The 17,539-nt window shown below is 42.8% G+C and carries 21 protein-coding genes; 11 read left to right on the forward strand and 10 right to left on the reverse strand.

The window, feature by feature from the left end:
* The first annotated feature begins 120 nt into the window (after positions 1 to 120).
* Complete coding sequence (locus AC0VX7_RS04940; RefSeq protein WP_475426934.1) at positions 121 to 249, forward strand: hypothetical protein; 129 nt, start codon at positions 121 to 123, stop codon at positions 247 to 249.
* Positions 250 to 271: 22 nt separating this feature from the next.
* A complete protein-coding gene (locus AC0VX7_RS04945) occupies positions 272 to 790 on the forward strand; it encodes a GNAT family N-acetyltransferase (RefSeq protein WP_475426935.1) in 519 nt (172 codons plus the stop codon).
* Between the two features lie 51 nt (positions 791 to 841).
* On the opposite strand, the gene AC0VX7_RS04950 is transcribed toward AC0VX7_RS04945, so the two are convergent.
* From AC0VX7_RS04950 to AC0VX7_RS04970, 5 genes are all read right to left on the reverse strand, one after another.
* Complete coding sequence (locus tag AC0VX7_RS04950; RefSeq protein WP_475426936.1) at positions 842 to 1,132, reverse strand: hypothetical protein; 291 nt, start codon at positions 1,130 to 1,132, stop codon at positions 842 to 844.
* Between the two features lie 5 nt (positions 1,133 to 1,137).
* The gene (locus AC0VX7_RS04955) at positions 1,138 to 1,521 is read right to left on the reverse strand and encodes an SHOCT-like domain-containing protein (protein WP_475428084.1); all 384 of its coding nucleotides are present in this window, start codon (positions 1,519 to 1,521) and stop codon (positions 1,138 to 1,140) included.
* 11 nt (positions 1,522 to 1,532) lie between these two features.
* Positions 1,533 to 1,898 carry a DUF2089 family protein gene (locus AC0VX7_RS04960; protein WP_475426937.1) on the reverse strand — a complete coding sequence of 122 codons (366 nt, stop codon included), beginning with the start codon at positions 1,896 to 1,898 and terminating at the stop codon, positions 1,533 to 1,535.
* Positions 1,899 to 2,051: 153 nt separating this feature from the next.
* Complete coding sequence (locus AC0VX7_RS04965) at positions 2,052 to 2,879, reverse strand: glycerophosphodiester phosphodiesterase (RefSeq protein ID WP_475426938.1); 828 nt, start codon at positions 2,877 to 2,879, stop codon at positions 2,052 to 2,054.
* 156 nt (positions 2,880 to 3,035) lie between these two features.
* Positions 3,036 to 3,482, reverse strand: coding sequence for an N-acetyltransferase family protein (locus AC0VX7_RS04970; RefSeq protein ID WP_475426939.1), 447 nt, complete (start codon positions 3,480 to 3,482; stop codon positions 3,036 to 3,038).
* Positions 3,483 to 3,619: 137 nt separating this feature from the next.
* Here AC0VX7_RS04970 and AC0VX7_RS04975 point away from each other — a divergent pair, with 137 nt between their 5' ends.
* From AC0VX7_RS04975 to AC0VX7_RS04995, 5 genes are all read left to right on the forward strand, one after another.
* The gene (locus AC0VX7_RS04975) at positions 3,620 to 4,252 is read left to right on the forward strand and encodes a pyroglutamyl-peptidase I (protein ID WP_475426940.1); all 633 of its coding nucleotides are present in this window, start codon (positions 3,620 to 3,622) and stop codon (positions 4,250 to 4,252) included.
* A gap of 50 nt (positions 4,253 to 4,302) precedes the next feature.
* A complete protein-coding gene (gene pxpB / locus AC0VX7_RS04980) occupies positions 4,303 to 5,019 on the forward strand; it encodes a 5-oxoprolinase subunit PxpB (RefSeq protein WP_475426941.1) in 717 nt (238 codons plus the stop codon).
* A gap of 6 nt (positions 5,020 to 5,025) precedes the next feature.
* On the forward strand, positions 5,026 to 5,793 hold the full coding sequence (locus AC0VX7_RS04985) for a LamB/YcsF family protein (protein WP_475426942.1): 768 nt from the start codon (positions 5,026 to 5,028) through the stop codon (positions 5,791 to 5,793).
* Positions 5,790 to 6,731, forward strand: a complete 942-nt coding sequence (locus AC0VX7_RS04990; protein ID WP_475426943.1) for a 5-oxoprolinase subunit C family protein — start codon at positions 5,790 to 5,792, stop codon at positions 6,729 to 6,731. The genes AC0VX7_RS04985 and AC0VX7_RS04990 overlap by 4 nt, the downstream gene beginning before the upstream one ends.
* A 292-nt stretch (positions 6,732 to 7,023) precedes the next feature.
* Positions 7,024 to 7,539 carry a CBO0543 family protein gene (locus AC0VX7_RS04995; RefSeq protein WP_475426944.1) on the forward strand — a complete coding sequence of 172 codons (516 nt, stop codon included), beginning with the start codon at positions 7,024 to 7,026 and terminating at the stop codon, positions 7,537 to 7,539.
* Positions 7,540 to 7,990: 451 nt separating this feature from the next.
* Here AC0VX7_RS04995 and AC0VX7_RS05000 read toward each other — a convergent pair whose 3' ends face one another.
* The 5 genes from AC0VX7_RS05000 to rluF form a co-directional block, all read right to left on the reverse strand.
* The gene (locus tag AC0VX7_RS05000) at positions 7,991 to 9,196 is read right to left on the reverse strand and encodes an MFS transporter (RefSeq protein WP_475426945.1); all 1,206 of its coding nucleotides are present in this window, start codon (positions 9,194 to 9,196) and stop codon (positions 7,991 to 7,993) included.
* A gap of 12 nt (positions 9,197 to 9,208) precedes the next feature.
* Entirely contained in the window at positions 9,209 to 9,655 is a 447-nt protein-coding gene (locus AC0VX7_RS05005; RefSeq protein ID WP_475426946.1) for a MarR family winged helix-turn-helix transcriptional regulator, read from the reverse strand.
* Positions 9,656 to 9,774: 119 nt separating this feature from the next.
* Positions 9,775 to 10,140, reverse strand: a complete 366-nt coding sequence (locus AC0VX7_RS05010; protein WP_475426947.1) for a hypothetical protein — start codon at positions 10,138 to 10,140, stop codon at positions 9,775 to 9,777.
* Between the two features lie 2 nt (positions 10,141 to 10,142).
* Complete coding sequence (locus tag AC0VX7_RS05015; protein ID WP_475426948.1) at positions 10,143 to 10,544, reverse strand: RQC domain-containing protein; 402 nt, start codon at positions 10,542 to 10,544, stop codon at positions 10,143 to 10,145.
* A 140-nt stretch (positions 10,545 to 10,684) separates the two neighbouring features.
* Positions 10,685 to 11,392 (reverse strand): 23S rRNA pseudouridine(2604) synthase RluF, encoded by a 708-nt coding sequence (rluF, locus tag AC0VX7_RS05020; protein WP_041965900.1) that lies wholly within the window; start codon positions 11,390 to 11,392, stop codon positions 10,685 to 10,687.
* A 164-nt stretch (positions 11,393 to 11,556) separates the two neighbouring features.
* Here rluF and AC0VX7_RS05025 point away from each other — a divergent pair, with 164 nt between their 5' ends.
* The 4 genes from AC0VX7_RS05025 to AC0VX7_RS05040 all read left to right on the forward strand — a co-directional run bounded on the left by AC0VX7_RS05025 (position 11,557) and on the right by AC0VX7_RS05040 (position 17,388).
* Complete coding sequence (locus tag AC0VX7_RS05025; protein ID WP_475426949.1) at positions 11,557 to 11,991, forward strand: SRPBCC family protein; 435 nt, start codon at positions 11,557 to 11,559, stop codon at positions 11,989 to 11,991.
* Between the two features lie 245 nt (positions 11,992 to 12,236).
* Complete coding sequence (locus AC0VX7_RS05030; RefSeq protein ID WP_475426950.1) at positions 12,237 to 13,541, forward strand: DUF2254 domain-containing protein; 1,305 nt, start codon at positions 12,237 to 12,239, stop codon at positions 13,539 to 13,541.
* Positions 13,542 to 13,865: 324 nt separating this feature from the next.
* The gene (locus tag AC0VX7_RS05035; protein WP_475426951.1) at positions 13,866 to 16,100 is read left to right on the forward strand and encodes a sensor domain-containing protein; all 2,235 of its coding nucleotides are present in this window, start codon (positions 13,866 to 13,868) and stop codon (positions 16,098 to 16,100) included.
* Positions 16,101 to 16,263: 163 nt separating this feature from the next.
* Positions 16,264 to 17,388 carry an NADH-dependent flavin oxidoreductase gene (locus AC0VX7_RS05040; protein WP_475426952.1) on the forward strand — a complete coding sequence of 375 codons (1,125 nt, stop codon included), beginning with the start codon at positions 16,264 to 16,266 and terminating at the stop codon, positions 17,386 to 17,388.
* The last annotated feature ends 151 nt before the right edge of the window (positions 17,389 to 17,539 follow it).

A 17,539-nucleotide genomic window follows, 5' to 3' on the forward strand; every position in this document is an offset into this window, starting at 1 on the left:
GAATACTGTTAAGTAAGGGCGACTCGAATATTGCTGGGCTGGAATGTCCTAAAACGAATCTTAGATAGCTATTCAAGCGGAGGTCGAGCATGTAAGTATTTCAATTTAGGAGGAATAGGAATGAAAAAGAAGGATGATCAATTCAAATTGAGCTATGAATCCGACGGGAAAATGGATGATAAGAAAAATGAAGAAAAGAAGAAGAACAAAAGTGCAAACTTTTTTAACATAACGCCTGACAGCGAATAGAGGCAGTGAAGGAGTAAAAATAATGGCTCTAGAACAAATTGAACGCGCAACTGAAGAAGATTTGCCAGTCATCGGCTCAATGTTTGCGGAATGCAAAGAGTACCTTGAGTCGAGAGGCATTTTACAATGGGATGAAAAATACCCTAACCATGAGTATTTCGAAAATGCGATGCAGGGTGAAGAGTTGTTTATCTTGAAAAAAGGCGAGGACGCCATTGGAGTGATGGTCCTTGATGAGTGGCAGGCTCCGGAATGGGAGAATGCCAATTGGTCTAAAACAGAAGGAAAGCCGCTGATTCTCCATTCGTTTTGTGTTGATCCATCTGCTCAGGGTGGCGGGTATGGAAGTAAGATGCTGCAGTTTGCAGAGGACTTTGCGAAGGATCACGGATATGGTGTGCTCCGGCTAGATACCTACTCCGGAAATGAGGGCGCGGTCTCCTTTTATGAAAAAAGGGGGTATACAATTACCGGAAGAGTCATGATGAATGGAAAGCCAGAAGGACATGAATTATATGTTTGCTTCGAAAAATTGTTCTGATATAGATAGAAACCCTGTCTCCGCAACAGATGGAGTCAGGGTTTCTATCTTTTATAGTTTTACAATGACCTCAGTACCATCATGCAATCTCGCATCAACAAGCACAGTTCCTTTGTGCTTGCACAGTTCGCGGATGATTTCATTCATCAACTGCTTGTTTAGTAAAGTATCGAAAAGCGTGGAGGGGATATGTCTTTGTTCAAGGTCTTGATTTGCCCATTTATGCATCTGGTTCCTGAATCTTTTAGAAGCAAGAATGGAACTGGCAGTTTTTAAAAGTGTGTAAGGGACTGGGAGGTGTAATGCGATCTTATTAGGTGTTTTGATTTTTATTTTCAGCATACGTTTTACTCAATGACGACTTTAACTGTATCGCCGTTTGCTGATTGGATGTCAACGATGTTTCCATCCAGCTCATTTTCGATTGCATCGATCAGCATGTTGATATCAAGATCCTTGACGTATTGCTGGGATTGAGGGATGCCTGCAGCGATGCTGTGACCCGTTTTGAGAAGTGCTTTTACGAGCTTGATCGGCACATTGACGTTCACATTGTCATTCTCCTTGGATACAACCCGGATTTTTAATGTTTTATCTAAGTATTTATTTTGTTTGTTAGGCAATGCAGGCGTTTCTTTTTCCTTGAGTATGGCAATCAGCTGGGCACCTTTTTCGGAATCAATTTTTCCTTCTTGTACCATTGTTAAAATCTTTGTAATTTCTTCACTCATCATAATTCCCCCTATTCACCTTTTAAAAGTTTGATCGCATCTTCTGGAGAAATTTCACCCTTCTCCAGCATCGTAACGATTTTCTTCTCATCGAGCTCATTTTTCTTTTGAGTGTCATATCCAAGGGCAGTGATAATATCGTTAAGCTTTCCCCGGACGGTCGGATAGGAAATGCCGAGTTCTTTTTCCACTTCTTTAATATTTCCGCGGGATACAAGGAAGGTTTCAACAAACTGAAGCTGTTCCTTTGTTAAAGAAGCAAGCCTTGATAGTTCGAATTCATTTTCAATGGTTGTATCACAGTGATTGCATTTTAGCTTTGTAATTTTAAGGGTTTGGCTGCAAACAGGACAGTTCGTTAATACAGGATATGCCATGACTGCCTCCTTTCAGTTGTGTTTAGGTATATATTATATGTAATAATTAAAAATGTAAATATTTATTTTAAATAAAATTAATATAATTAATTTATTTATTAAATATATAAATGTGAACTAAAAAACCTGTCCTAATCAGGACAGGTTTCTAACTTATTTGCGCGGATCGACATAATCGGGATAATCTGTAATAATGCCATCTACCTTCATATCAATAAGGAATTGTGCTGCTTCAGGACTTCTTACTGTCCAAGATTGAATCTCCATTCCAAGACTGTGTACTTTATCGACCAGTTCCTTTGAAACGAGTCCATAACTGGGATTGAACAAATCAGCGTATTTTGCGAATTCTTGAAGGGCAACGTCTGTTGTATGGAGACTTGAATAGGTTAAGACACCAATTGGTACTTTTGGAAGCAATGCATCCATCTTTTTCATGGATTCAAAGTTAAAAGATTGGATAATAATCTTGTCATTTTGCGGCGTGTCCAGGTTTCTTTCCGTCAATTCCTTTGCCACAGCTTCTTCGATTCCGGGATAGAGCTGAGGTGCTTTTAATTCTATTAAAATGCCAATTTTTCCGTGATAGCGGTCGAGTACCTCTTCAAAGGTAGGAATCTTTTCACCGGAAAACTGCTCTCCTTTGAAGCTTCCGGCATCCAGAATTCGCAGCTCTTCTAGCGTCAAATCACCAACACGGCCAGTACCATCTGTTGTTCGATCTACAGTAGTGTCATGAATCACGACCAATTCGCCATCTTTGCTGCGCTGGACATCGATTTCAATGTAATCCGCCTTCATTTCCAAGCCCTTATCAAATGCAGCGATTGTGTTTTCCGGTGCATATCCTGCAGCCCCGCGGTGTGCAATAGTATCAAACTGTCTCAATTCTCCAGTGGTGGGTTCAGCAGCAAAGACCTGCTGAAAAGGACTAAGCATAAGGGTTAAGGCAACTCCAGTTCCGATTAATGTTTTTTTCATTTCTCCATCTCCTCTGCATGATTTATGTAACAGTGATAGATTAACGGAGAAATGTTTAGCCCCTATTTCAATTTTGTATAGAGAGAGTAAGGGATTTATAAAATTATTCAGGAATATTTACTTAGGTTTATTTACAATAGGATGGGTGATTCTTCCCTATATTTCTACCCTCATAAATTTGTTGACATCCTTAAAGCCTAATTTCTCATATAAGGAAATCGCTTTTTCATTAAAAGAAAATACATTCAAGCGTACATCGTCATAGCCGAGGTGTTTGAATTCGACCAGACTTTGCTCAATCAAGGATTTTGCGACGCCCTGCTGTCTGAACTCCTGTTTTACATATACATCACTGATCCAGCCGATCTCCTTATGCGTGAACCAATCCAGGCTCCGGTCCACCAGCACCCAGCCAACCAAAGACTCATGAGTTCTCGCAACGAGAAAATAAGCCCCATGGTCCAGGGAATTCTCATAAGATGCTATCATCTCTTCTTTATTATTATCCGCTTGTATGCCTGTAGCCTCGGACCTATTCACACCCGCCATGCTAAAAATCTCTTCCAATTCACTTTCCGTTGCTTTGCCATATTCAATTTCCACTTCATCACCCAATACTTATTAGAATATTAAAACTAAAGCCAATTTTACGAGTTTAAAAGCTATATATCCATAGTTAACTATAGTAAAATTTTTAATACATCCAATTTTAAGTTTATCCCTGAAACGAGGTCTGTTAAATGAAGGTTCTAATATCCGGCTTTGAGCCGTTTGGAAAAATGAAAATCAATCCTACTGAGGAATTGTTGTTGGAAGCAGAAAGCTTTGAGATTGAGAATGTGGAAATCTCAACGATTCTATTGCCGGTCAATTATGATGAGTGCGCGGAAGAATTAATAAAAAAGATGGATGCTATCCAGCCGGATGTGGTGATCTCCTGCGGTCTGGCAGCAGGCAGGACGGCGATTACTCCGGAGCGGATCGGAATCAATGTGAAGGATACGGGTTCTGGTGATCCTTATCCAGATAATAAAGGCAAGATCCCAACAGATGAAATGATCGATGAGGATGGACCGGATGGCTTGTTTGCCACCTTGCCCAACCGTCTGATCGAGAAGAATCTGAAGGAACTGAACATTCCTGCAGCTGTGTCAAACAGTGCCGGTACATTTATTTGCAATAATACCTTATATGCTGTTTTAAATCATATTCGAAAAAATAATCTGCACATCAAGGCTGGATTTATCCATTTTCCTGCATCGACGAAAATGTCAGCCCTGAATCCCTCACTGCCGTCATTGCCCCAGGAAACAATGGCCCAAGCACTGAAGGTAATTGTTGAAACATGTGCCACGGTTGGAGTACGACAATAAGAGAGGATGCCAGATGAAACTTGTCTGGCATTTTTAAAAGGAGAGAAGGGATGGAGTTTATAATCTCGCCGCTGGGTGATGTGGCTGTAGTTTTGTCATTTGGTAATGAAATTAATGAAAAAACGAACAGGCAAATACAGCTCTTCGTCAGCAAGCTGGAAAAAGAAAAGGTTAGAGGCATCACAGAATGGGTGCCTGCCTATACATCTCTAACGATTTATTACCAACCTGAGATGATCGCCTATGAATCTCTCAAAGCTGAGCTTGAAAAAGTCAGCCTGTCTCCCGGGGATTCTAAATCAGACAGGAAGTTCGTCTATGAAATACCAGTCTGTTATGGCGGAGAATGGGGCGTGGATTTGGCTTATGTCGCTGATTATCATGGCCTGGAGAAGCAGGAAGTCATCAATATTCATGCAAACAGGGAATACCTCATCTATATGATGGGATTCATGCCTGGGTTTCCGTATCTCGGTGGCTTGCCTGAAAAGCTGGCTGTGCCGAGGCTCGAGAAGCCAAGGCAGAGTGTGATGCCCGGTGCTGTCGGGATTGGCGGGAATCAGACAGGTATTTATCCTGCTGATGTTCCTTCAGGATGGAGGATCATTGGTACCACTCCTGTTACCTTGTTCTCTCCGGAGAAGGAGGAGCCATTCCTGTTCAGTTCCGGTCAATATATTAAATTTGTACCAATCAGTGAGGAGCAATTTTTAACGATAAAAAAAATGGGTGATACATACGAGGTGAAAAGGATTGAAAAGAGGTGAGGTAAAGTGTTGAGTGTCGATCTTAATTGTGATTTAGGTGAAAGCTACGGATTATTTAGAATTGGCAATGACAAGGAAGTGTTAAAGCATATCACTTCTGCCAACATCGCCTGTGGGTATCATGCCGGTGATCATAATGTCATGATGGAAACGGTGAAAATGGCAAAAGCATTTGGAGTGAAGATTGGTGCGCATCCTGGCTTTCCTGACTTGCATGGTTTCGGCAGGAGAGAAATGAAGATGAGTGCGGAGGAAATTTACAATCTGACTATATACCAGATTGGCGCTCTTGCTGCGATAGCGAAGTCTTGTGGCACAAAAGTCGAACATGTTAAGCCGCATGGCGCATTGTACAATATGGCTGGAAAAGATAAAGCAATCGCCGACGCCGTTGCGGGGGCAGTGGCAGATGCCGATTCAACACTTGTTTTATTCGGTCTTGCAGGCAGCTGGCTTGTGAAAGCGGGAGAGGAAAAAGGCCTGCAGGTGGCGCATGAAGTGTTTGCAGATCGAACCTATCAGCCTGATGGTTCGCTGACACCGCGTTCGGAGACCAACGCGATCATCCACGATCCTGACTTAGCAATAAAAAGAGTGATCAGGATGGTACGTGAAGGAAGAGTTGAGGCAGTTGACGGGACAGAGATTGAAATCAAGGCAGATACCATTTGCATCCATGGAGATGAACCACAGGCCCTTGATTTTGCAGTGAAGTTAAAAGAGGCATTAAAGGCCGAACAAGTAGAAGTCGGCAGAGGCTGGGATTCTATATGACGGAACCCTTGTTTAAAGTCCTTAAGGCGGGCCTGCAGACAACAGTACAGGATCTAGGGAGAACAGGTTATCAGCAGTATGGCATCAGCCCTTCAGGAGCGATGGATCCCTATTCTTTGCAAATGGCCAATCTCCTGGTCGGGAATCCTCTTCATGAAGCAGGGCTGGAAGCTACGATGATGGGACCGAGTCTTGAAGCATTGAAGGATGTGTCGATTGCCATTTGCGGAGGAAATCTTCAGCCAACGGTGAACAATAAGGTTGTATCGATGTGGAAAAGTTTCGTTTTAAGAAAAGGAGATATTCTGTCATTTGGTAAAGTGGAAAGCGGGGCAAGGGCGTACATTGGCTTTGCCGGCGGAATTGATGTCCCGCTCGTGCTAGGCAGCAAGTCCACGTTTATCAATGGCGCGATGGGCGGTTTTAACGGCCGGGCACTAGATGCAGGGGATATTGTAAAGGGAAGGCCTTTTGTCCGGAAAAATCGCTTTTTACATAAAGAATTTATACCTGAATATAATGCCCAGCTTGAAATACGGGTGATTCTCGGCCCCCATCTGGAAAAATTTCATCCTGATGCTATAAAGCGATTTTTATCAAATGAATATACGATATCACCGCAATCAAACAGAATGGGTTATCGCCTTGAAGGACCAGAACTTGGGCACATTGAGGGTGCTGATATTATTTCTGATGCCATTCCGGCAGGAGGAATCCAGGTGCCTTCTAACGGGCAGCCAATCATTTTGATGTCAGAACGACAGACGACAGGCGGCTACGCCAGGATTGCCACAGTGATTTCTGTCGACCTTTCTCTGCTTGCACAGGCGATGCCTGGAACAAAAATCCGGTTTGCTGAAATCACCATAGAAGAAGCGCAGGAGCTTTATCGGAAACAGAGAAAACTCCTCAATGTCCTTTCTATTGTTTCGAGATAACTAACCTTCTAGTGAGACCTGACTATTCAGTATCAGGTCTTTTTGAATTGTTAACCAGGAAATTATAAAATTATTTAGGTGTGGATAACTGCATGTGGTTTTCTTAATCCAGCTCCAGCGCCTAGCCCCTCGAGTCGCTTCGATCCGCCCATTGAAGTCAAAGAACGACTTCATTGGGCGGCCCTCCAGCGCTTGTCGGGGCTGAACGAGGCGCTTGCGCTTTTTGTTGTTGTATAAAAACTTTTTTGCTGGAAATAACTGATAAAATCAGTATTTTTGGGGAGAGAGAAGCATGTATCTATTATTGGTTATAGCAGTCTGGATTTTTTTCGCTTATAAATTTGTTGATTGGTCACAATGGAAAAAGCAATACTCAACCATTCTATTTTTTATGATGGTGAACCTGCTCTACAACACACTTTACTATAATCACACTCTATGGGCATTCCGCGGAATAACAGCTGATTGGCTGAACCACTCGATCATCAATATCGCATTCACCTTTTTCATTTGTCCGGTTGGATTGATGATTTATCTGCAGCGTTTTCCATCAACAAGAAGGAACCAGTCCATCTATGTCGGCATATGGGTAGCCTTTTACACAATCATTGAGGCTCTGTTCGCTCACAGGGGAATGTATGTATACGACAATGGCTGGAATAGCTGGCACAACATCTGGCTGAATTTGATTTTGTTTGTGGTTCTGTGGATACACTATCGTAAACCGGTGATCGCTTGGATCATTTCAATTCCGCTAGCGGTCATATTCTATTTATTTTTTCCGTTCCCGCTGGACAGCCTAAAGTAAAGGCTCTTTTTCAAACTTTGTTGCTATTGAGCACAATTGGATTGAATTACCTATATTCCTTCGTAAAGTAATGAGAAAAGAGCATGGAACTTCATACCGACCTGCAAAATGGGTATATATTACGTTAAAATCGGCTTTAGGATTTTAACAACAATCTTTACGAAAACTGGCAAAGTAAAAAGAGGTGGCTTAATTTGTTGATACAGAATGTATTGTCAGCACCTGTGTTTCTCGTTTTGCTCTTCCTGACTTATATCGCGATGTGGTTGTATATCAGCAGGCATGATGTCAGGCGGGAGAACAAAGAATAAACAGGTGGAATTAAGGAATATATTGAGCTTTTGAGGAAAAAGAAGCCCTGATTCAGGAATAAAACCAAATCAGGAATAGCGTGTCTGGTAATCCTGATAAAAAGACAAAAAACACGGCGGAGAAGGTTCCACCGTGTTTTTTAAGTTCGAATTTCTTGAGAAGCTTCCATGTAATGTTCTTTTGGCTTCTTTTTTACAACAAAAATCAAGGTGTAAGCGAGCAGCAGCCCGATAAGGAAAATGATCGAGAATCCGTATATGAAGTGGTAACTGGTATAGGAAGCCAACAGGCCGAGTCCGGCAGATCCGAGAGCCATTCCTAAGTCCATCGACGAGAAGTACATGGCATTCGCGGTTCCTTGTTTCTCCTTTGATACTGCGCTCACAGCAAGGGCTTGTAGAGTAGGCGCTACTGTTCCATATGCTATTCCGTAAAAAACAGCAGCCATTAATAGAGTCAATGTGTTTTGAGTGAGGGCTAAAAGCGTTAGTCCAATGATTCCTGAGATGACTGCAGGGTAGATGATCATTCTATGCCCGTATTTATCGTACAACCTTCCTGAGACAGGCCGAATCATGACCATGACAATTGTTAGGACAAGGAAGAACAATGAAATTGTTGCCCCAAGGTTCGCTTCTTTTCCTAATTCACGGAGGAAACTCACAACTCCGCCGAGCGTGATGGAGAAGAATGCGGTAAGGATTGCTGGTGTAAAGGCATGCCGGTCAAATGCATGCTCTCTGAAATTGACTTTTCGGACAGCTGCTTTAGCTGGTTTTTGCGGACTTTTTACAAGGATATTCAGGAGCAAAGTAAGCAGAGTCAATCCAACTGAAAGAAGGATTAACATGTTGAAAGCAAAGTATTGTAGCAATGCCAGCGCAAGCATCGGACCAAGACTTGTCCCCACACTTGTTGCCATTCCGTAATAGCCAATTCCCTCACCAAGACGATGGGCAGGGATGATATTCGTAGCCATCGTAGAGAAAATGGTTGTGATGATCCCGAAACCAACTCCATGAAAAACTCTAAGCAGAAGCAAAATTGGCACAGAATCCTGGCCGAAACTCAAGCCAACGGAAATCGCTATAAACACAAGAGATATGAGGCTTAGTTTCTTATTGTCCATCTTCTGCATTAAGCTAGCGACAAATGGACGGGTGGCGATGGCGGAAACCATGAATACTGTTGTCATCAAGCCGCCCTGGGCAGGATTGTTTTTAATGTCTGTAATAAAAGCGGGGAAGCCGGCAGTCAGCAGCTGCAGGCATAGGAAAAATAAAAAAGCCATTATAACAATGGCCGTAAACTGTGTTGTCCACAACTTGGATGTTTTGTTCATCATCTTGCCTTCTTTCTAATTGTTTTCCTCCAAAAGTTTTTCGATATTGTCTTCCATTGTAAGTAAAACCTCTCTGAACATTGCGAGCCTTTCCTCATCAATTCCGTCTGTGATCTTCATAAAGATTTCCTCAAGGTAAGGAGTCACTTCTTCTACAAGGTTTGTGCCCTTCGGAGTAATTTTCACCAAAAAGGAACGGCGGTCCAGAGGATTGGCGAGCCTTTCTACATTCTCTTGTTTTACAAGAAGGTCGAGAATTTTCGTCAGTGTTGCCTGGTCCTTATCTGAGCGTATCGATAGTTCTTTTTGTGAAACCTCATCAAATTCATTTAAAGTGCGCAGGACACTCCACTGTTCAGTCGTAATACGGTAAGGCTTTAAGTAATAGTTAATGATTCGTGTAAGCTTCTTGCTCAACCGAACAGAAGCAGAACCGATTGCTTTATCCATAGACATATCCATGAGTACGTCCTCCTAATTAACCTTATTAAGATTCTATCACGAAAATTATTTTGTGTATATATAATTTGTATACAAACTACTTTCGCCCAAAAAGAATACCTGGATTAAACCAGGTACCATTAATCAATAACTCGTACTACGTCATTGCCGCAGTTTTTGCATTTTCCTTCAAGCACAACACTGTCGCGGAACCCCTTGATGACATATTTCTCGATTTGCACGGTGTCCATGCAATGTCCGCAAAAAACGTTCCGGACGAGCAGCTGACGAACATCAGAAGGAATCATAAGCCATTTTTTATTTGCCTCAAAAGGGCTCGATTCATCCGTGTTCTGCGGTTTGCGCGAATTTCCTTTATCCAGTTTCTGTAGGACTTCGCGTATCCTTTCTGGAATAGGTTTGAAATTCTCAAGCTCCAGCCATTCAATCAGGATGTCGATCAGTTCCTTGCTGTCCCTCTCTTCAATGAGATCGAGTAAATCCATCTTTAATTCCGGATGCTGAGCAAGGATGAAATCACATACTCATATCTCCCAAACTCAGCAGCCAGAGCGAACTCGGTGTAGATACTCTCTGCCAGTTCATCTTTAACAAAGTCCCAGCCTTTGTCTGTATACATAAGCAGGGAGAGCTTTTCGTCTGTTGTCAGGTAGCCATTAGCTAACACCCATTCAACCTTCTCCATGACTTCCTTTTGTTTCACGTCCGAAAATGCGCCGTACATAGGGGAATGATGGAGGTCAGCTGTATAAATCCTCTTATCTTTTGAGCCTGAAAGAATCTTACCAAGCAGGCCTTTCCCGCCATACATAATGATTTCATTAGCAGCGAGCAAAATTGTGGTAAGCTCTTCTTCGCTTAATGGGTTCCTCGTATTATTTTTGTTCATTTGAAAAACTCCAATCAGTGACCGTTATGTGATTATTACATCATACTTCATTAGTATCTGCCAGTGTAATGAATTAAAGGAACAGCCAATGCGAATATGGAGATAATAGAAAAAAGGATGAGCGTCAGGTGCTCACCCTTTTACCATTCTTTAGGCTCGTAATTCAAGTCGCTGAAAAGCTGCCTTTTTTCTTTCTTTGTCAGGTCACGCCATTGACCAATTGGCAGGTTTCCAAGGTGGATGTTCATGATTCTGATGCGCTGCAGCCTGACGACCTGGTATCCAAGAGTTTCACACATCCGGCGGATTTGCCTGTTCAATCCTTGTGTAAGGATGATATTGAACTCGTATTTTGATAATTGGACGACCTTTGCTGGAAGCGTTTTTGTGCCAAGAATCCTTACGCCTTCTGACATCGCCTTGATGAATTCTGGAGTAATCGGCTTGTCCACGGAAACGATATATTCCTTTTCATGCTTGTTTTCGGCGCGAAGGATTTCATTGACGATATCTCCGTCATTTGTTAGCAGGATCAAGCCTTCGGAATCCTTATCAAGTCGTCCGATGTTGAAAATCCGCAGTGGGTGATTGACAAGGTCGATGATGTTGCCCTTCACATGCCTTTCCGTTGTGCTTGTAATCCCGACAGGTTTATTCAAAGCAATATATACATAGTTTTGTGCCATCCGGATTTCTTCGCCATTCAGGCGAACGACATCTCCAGGCTCAACCTGGCTGCCGATTTTCGCAACCTTTCCATTGATCGACACGCGCCCTTCCTCAATGAGCCGGTCCGCGCCGCGTCTTGACGTTTTACCAGTTTCGCTGATGAATTTATTGATACGCAGGGTAATCCCATCCTTAAATATGAAGTATACATTTAAGAATATTCCACTGCGGGTTTATTTTCAAGCTTTCCTGCTGTCTGCAATAATAAACTGCAGGCAGATAGACGATTTCTGTAAGAATTATATTATAATGTAAAAAAATGCTTGGGCATGGAGGAATTATATTGGTAGACGTCCTGACAAAGATAGAAATTAAATCCCCGGTTGAAAGGGTTTCAGAATATGCAGCGAATCCTGACAACGCTCCAGAATGGTATGTGAATATTGATAGTGCTGAATGGCTAACAGAGAAACCATTGAATCTTGGTTCAAAGATTGCGTTTAAGGCAAAATTCCTCGGCCGGGAACTTGCTTATATTTATGAGATCGTTGAGTATGTTCCAGGAAGGAAAATGGTCATGCAAACCTCAGAAGGGCCATTTCCGATGAAGACGACATACACATGGGAGGCAGTTGATGCAAACACAACACGGATGACACTGAGGAACCAGGGAGAGCCATCAGGGTTTTCAAAACTGGTCTCACCTTTCATGGCATCGATGATGAAAAAGGCAAATATGAAGGACCTAAGAAACCTGAAAGAAATTTTGGAAGGATAAAGGAAAAGCATCAAAGAAGAGAACGGCTTCTTTGATGCTTTTTATTGTTAACTATATGCAGTAATATAAACTGCGTCCAGCTCCTAGTACCACTGGACGCTTTTGATGTTCGAGCAATAAAATTAACGAAAAGAGCCTATAGTAAAGTAGTAGGATCCCTATTAAATAAAATAGAAAGGATTAAACATCCCCTTAATGGTCTAAATAAGTAAGGAAAGAGTTGGTAACTTAAGGGGCTGGGAAGTTTGTTGAAAAAAACTGTTTTACGAATAAGGGAAAGTATGTGGCTGAGGCCGGTTATTTATAGTGTACTTGCATTCCTGCTGGCGTTGGCCGTGATTTATATCGATCATAATGAGCTGGCACAGGGAATAGTCCCTTCGTTTTTGCTGACTAATGTTGATTTGGCGCAGACGATTTTAGGTTCGATTTCTGGGGCGCTGCTGACGATGACGACGATCACCTTTTCGACGATCATGGTCGTGCTGACTACATACTCATCCCAATTTTCACCGAGAACGCTGAGTAACTTCGTCGAGGATCCTGTGACGATGCGGGTGCTCGGAATCTTTATGGGCGGCTTCGTCTACTCGATCCTGTCGCTGCTGTTCATGAGTGATACTTGGTATGAGAGCCAGGTGATCTCAGCTACGGTTGGAGTCTTCATTGCCTTCATTTGCCTCGCATTCTTCGCCTATTTTATACATAATGTCGCAACCTCCGTCCAGGTGAGCACGCTGATTCGGGAGATTACTGAGGGTGCATTAAAGGTCATTAAGAGACAGGAAGATACATTGGAAAGTGACTACACGAACGTAATAGACGACAGAAAAGATGCTGGTTTCACCTATGAGTTCGTCCGGGATGTAAAATGCAGAGGATACGGTTATGTCCAGCTGACAGACTATCAGGGATTATTGAAATATGCATCCCAAAACGCACTTGGGGTTGAAGCCAACTTCTTGAACGGTGATTTTCTGACAGAGGACAGCATTGCCTTCAGAGTCCATCATAGCGGTGAACTCGATGAGAATATTGATGCCGTCCTGAATCAATACTTGAAGCTGGGGAAAGAGCGGTCATCGATCCAGGATCCAGAATTTGCGCTTCAGAAGATTGTGGAGGTTGCCTTGAGGGCCATCTCCCCAGGAATTAATGACCCAAACACGGCAAGAGTCTGTATTTCCTATTTGGGCATGGCCTTGTCCCATCTTTGCCGTGTCCGTTCGAATGGACGCTATATAGCCTATTATGATGAAGATATGCAGCCGAGGATAATAGGGAAACAAAAGCGGACAATGGATATCCTATATTTATCCTTTTACCAAATTGTCCATTATGGGAGTCAGGACTTTTCCATTCTTACAGCTCTCATCGACGCTTTTCTTTTGATCGGAAAAACAGCCGACGATTCCTTGAAGAAAAGCATTTGGGAGCTGTATATCTACAGCATGGAAAAGTTCGATTCAAACGAGTTGAAGGACCTTGACCACATCTATTTGAACGAGAAAAAGCGCGAATTATCAACTGTGCTGGGGATCGCTCTTTGATGTGTCCCCATGTTTGCCAGGTTAAAAAATGACAAAATTCATCAATTTAATGGGCCATATGGAATAATTCCGTTGTACGAGGCCTAGTATGTTTGTTATGTTAATAAAGGAATATTTAGTATTTTTAATTATAAAGTATAAACTTTTTACACTTAGATTAGTGTCTAGCTCCTGCGCCTAGCCCCTCGAATCGCTTCGGTCCTGCCAATGAAGTCAAAGAACGACTTCACTGTCAGGCCCTCCAGCGCTAGTCGGGGCTGACCAAGGCGCTTGCGCTTTTCTTATTAGACAATCATGCAGCTTGGCACAGGGGGAAATGTTTGAATGGGCAGTGACGGAAAGATACAAAGATACACCGGATTATCTATCATATTTTTTCTTCTGTTCGCGGAGTTAATTGATTGGCTGACTTCATTTTATTTTCCCATAAGTGAAGGTGTTGGCTATTTGATTGATCTGGCTGTCTCCTTTGTTTTTATCGCATTGGTCTTCCGGGTATTCAAAGCGGTGAAAAATACAGCAGAGGATTTAGAAGGACATAAAAAAAGGCTGAAAAGCATTTTTGATACTCTGGATGTCGCGATCTGGTCACATGACCTTAAGACAGACACATTGCTGATTACATCTGGGATCGAAAAATTATACGGTCATTCGTCTGAAGAATTTTATCATGACAACACCCTCTGGAAAAAAGTCATCCACCCTGAGGATCTGCAAATCTTAGCTGACAGGGGAGATGGATTTTCAAAAGGAGAAGCAGTCACCAGTGTGTATCGAATCATTCGTCCTGATGGAGAGGTGCGCTGGATCCAGGATAGAGGCATTCCGGTCATAGATGAAAACGGAAATTTCGTTGATTTTACCAGCGTCCTTTTCGATATAACCGACCGGCAGGAAAGTGAAGGACGCTATCGCAGCCTAGTGGAAATGTCGCCCGATTTGATTGCTGTATACAGCAGAGGAAAGCTGGATTATATCAATGAAGCCGGCTGCAAGTTGTTCAAGGCGAAAAGTCCAGAGGAATTAATCGGACAGCCGATATCCAAGCTTATTCCTTCTGATGTACTGGCTCGTATAAAAAATCGTGAATTAACAATAGATGAGAATTTTGAGGAAAAATTGTGGTTCGAATTTAAAGCAACACAGATAGACGGACAAAAAATTGATGTCGAAATGTCCGCGATGCCGATTTTATATGAAGGAAGAATGGCTGAACAAATTGTTGGCCGTGATCTGACGCAGCGCAAGAAGGCGGAAAAAACCATCAAATATATGGCCTATTATGACGTTCTTACCGGGCTGCCGAATCGGAATATGGTCAGGAAGCACCTGAATAGTGCACTATCAAACGGCAAAGGGAATCTCGCAGTACTCTTTCTTGATCTCGACCGTTTCAAGATTATCAATGATACGAAAGGTCACCGTGTTGGCGACCTATTGTTAAAGGTTGTTGCCACCAGGTTGAAAAATGCGGTCAAACAGCAGGGGCTTGTATCACGCCAGGGCGGTGATGAATTCATCATTTTACTTAAGGATTTCGGGAAGGAACAAGTCGTTGAAGTCGCAGAAAGAATCCTTAATGAATTTAATGAAGGGATTACCATCGAAGGCCAGGAGTTCTTCGTGACCCCAAGCATTGGAATCAGCATGGCACCAGAGGATGGTCAGGATGAGGAAACGCTGATCAAGCATGCTGATACGGCGATGTATCTCGCAAAAGATCGCGGGAAGAACAACTACCAGTTTTATACTGACAAGCTGCATGGACTCTCCTCCCGAAAAATGGAGCTGGAGAATGGCCTAAGGAAAGCGTTGGAGCAAAACCAGCTTATGCTCCATTATCAGCCACAGGTGAATATGGAAACAGGGAAAATCATCGGGGTAGAGGCACTTGTACGCTGGATGCATCCGGAGAAAGGCATCATTTCACCAGCTGAATTCATCCCTATGGCCGAAGAAACAGGATTGATCGTTCCTCTAGGAAAATGGGTGCTGGAAAAGGCGGCTGCGCAAAACAAAGCGTGGCAGAAGAAAGGCTACAGCCCGATACCGGTGTCAGTGAACATATCTGTGCGCCAGCTGCAGGAAGACACTTTCATTGATTGTGTAAAGCGGGTACTAATCGATACTCAGCTGGCACCGAATTATCTAGATTTTGAAATCACAGAGAGTGTCATGCAGAACAGCGAGAAAACAGCAATGATTCTGGATCAACTGAAGGAGCTTGGCGTAACGCTCGCGATTGACGATTTTGGAACCGGATATTCATCGTTAAGTCTGCTGAAGCATTTTCCGATTGATAAAATCAAAATCGACAAATCATTCGTTGATGATATCATCCATCACTCCAACCAGGGAGCGATGGTCAAGACAATCATTGACATGGGACACAATCTTAAATTTAGTGTTATTGCAGAAGGTGTAGAAGAACAGGAGCAGGTTGAATTTTTACTGAAAAATGGCTGCATGATAGGACAAGGCTATCATTTCAGCAGACCTCTATCAGTGGAAGCAATGGAAGAATTGCTTATCAAAAATAACGAAGGCATTCTGCTGTAGCAGAGTGTCTTTATTTATGGCTCATTTGGTTGTTATGCATAACTAAAGTTAATGTACTTTCACTGTTTTTTTTCGAGGTGAATACAAATACTAACCTGGATGTTTAACAGAAGACAGTTTAGGCTATTACACTTTCGTATACTAAAGAAGGAGGATTACATCAATGAATGAAAATTATAAACCATTATTTGATTCGTTTACGTTCCCTAATGGGATTAACCTGAAAAATAGACTTGTCATGGCGCCGATGACCAATTTTTCGTCGAACGATGATGGAACCGTAACGGACGCAGAGGTGAAATATTACGCCCGCCGTTCGAAAGGCGTCAGCATGGTGCTAACTGCGTGTACATATGTAACCCGAAATGGGAAAGGTTTTCAGGGTGAATTCGGTGCTGATACAGATGAAATGATCCCTAGCCTTAGGAAGCTCGCCTCTGCGATAAAAGGGGAAGGTGCTAAAGCAGTACTGCAAATTTTCCATGGCGGCCGCGAGTGTCCTCCTGAGCTTGTGCCAAACGGGGATATCGTCAGTGCGAGCGATGTTCAATCTGAACGCAACAGCGCGAAGGCACCAAGAGCATTGACTGGGGAAGAAGTGGAAGAGATCATTGCTGCGTTTGGCGAGACAACCCGCCGAGCAATTGAAGCAGGCTTTGATGGAGTCGAGATCCACGGAGCCAACGGCTATTTGATTCAGCAATTCTTTTCGCCGCATTCAAACAGACGCGATGATCAATGGGGCGGGTCCCTGGAGAAAAGGATGGCATTCCCGCTGGCGGTTGTGGATGAAGTAAAAAGAGTAACCGCAAAGCATGCAAAGGAACCGTTTATTGTCGGATACAGGTTTTCGCCGGAAGAACCTGAGGAGCCGGGCATATCAATGGCTGACACATTGGAACTAATTGATGTCCTGGCTGAAAAAGACTTAGACTATTTGCATGTTTCTTTAAATGATTTCTGGTCAAAGCCAAGAAGAGGTGTCGATGATGACCGTTCAAGGATGGAAATCATCCAAGAGCGCGTGGGAAGCAAAGTTCCTGTCATAGGTGTCGGCTCACTTTACAGCGCAGAAGATGTTATCAAAGCATTTGGAACAGGAGTGCCACTGCTCGCATTGGGTCGTGAACTGATCATTGATCCAGATTGGGTCGGAAAAGTTGAAACAGGCCGTGAAAATGAAATCGAAACAAAGATCGATCAGGGTGCACAGGCACGACTCGTTGTTCCGGATCCATTATGGCAGGCAATCGTCAATACACCAGGCTGGTTTCCAGGTGTTCAATAATAATTTTGCTGTAAAAAGAACCAAAGTTGCTGCTTTGGTTCTTATTATCGTTTATTTTAAATGAAAATCCTTTAGCAGAAGCAACTTAATGGCGGAAATTCGATTTTATTGGCGATATTTTCATTTTATTGGCGAAAAAATGAATTTATTG

Source organism: Mesobacillus sp. QJM3NY_10 (genome assembly GCF_056173465.1).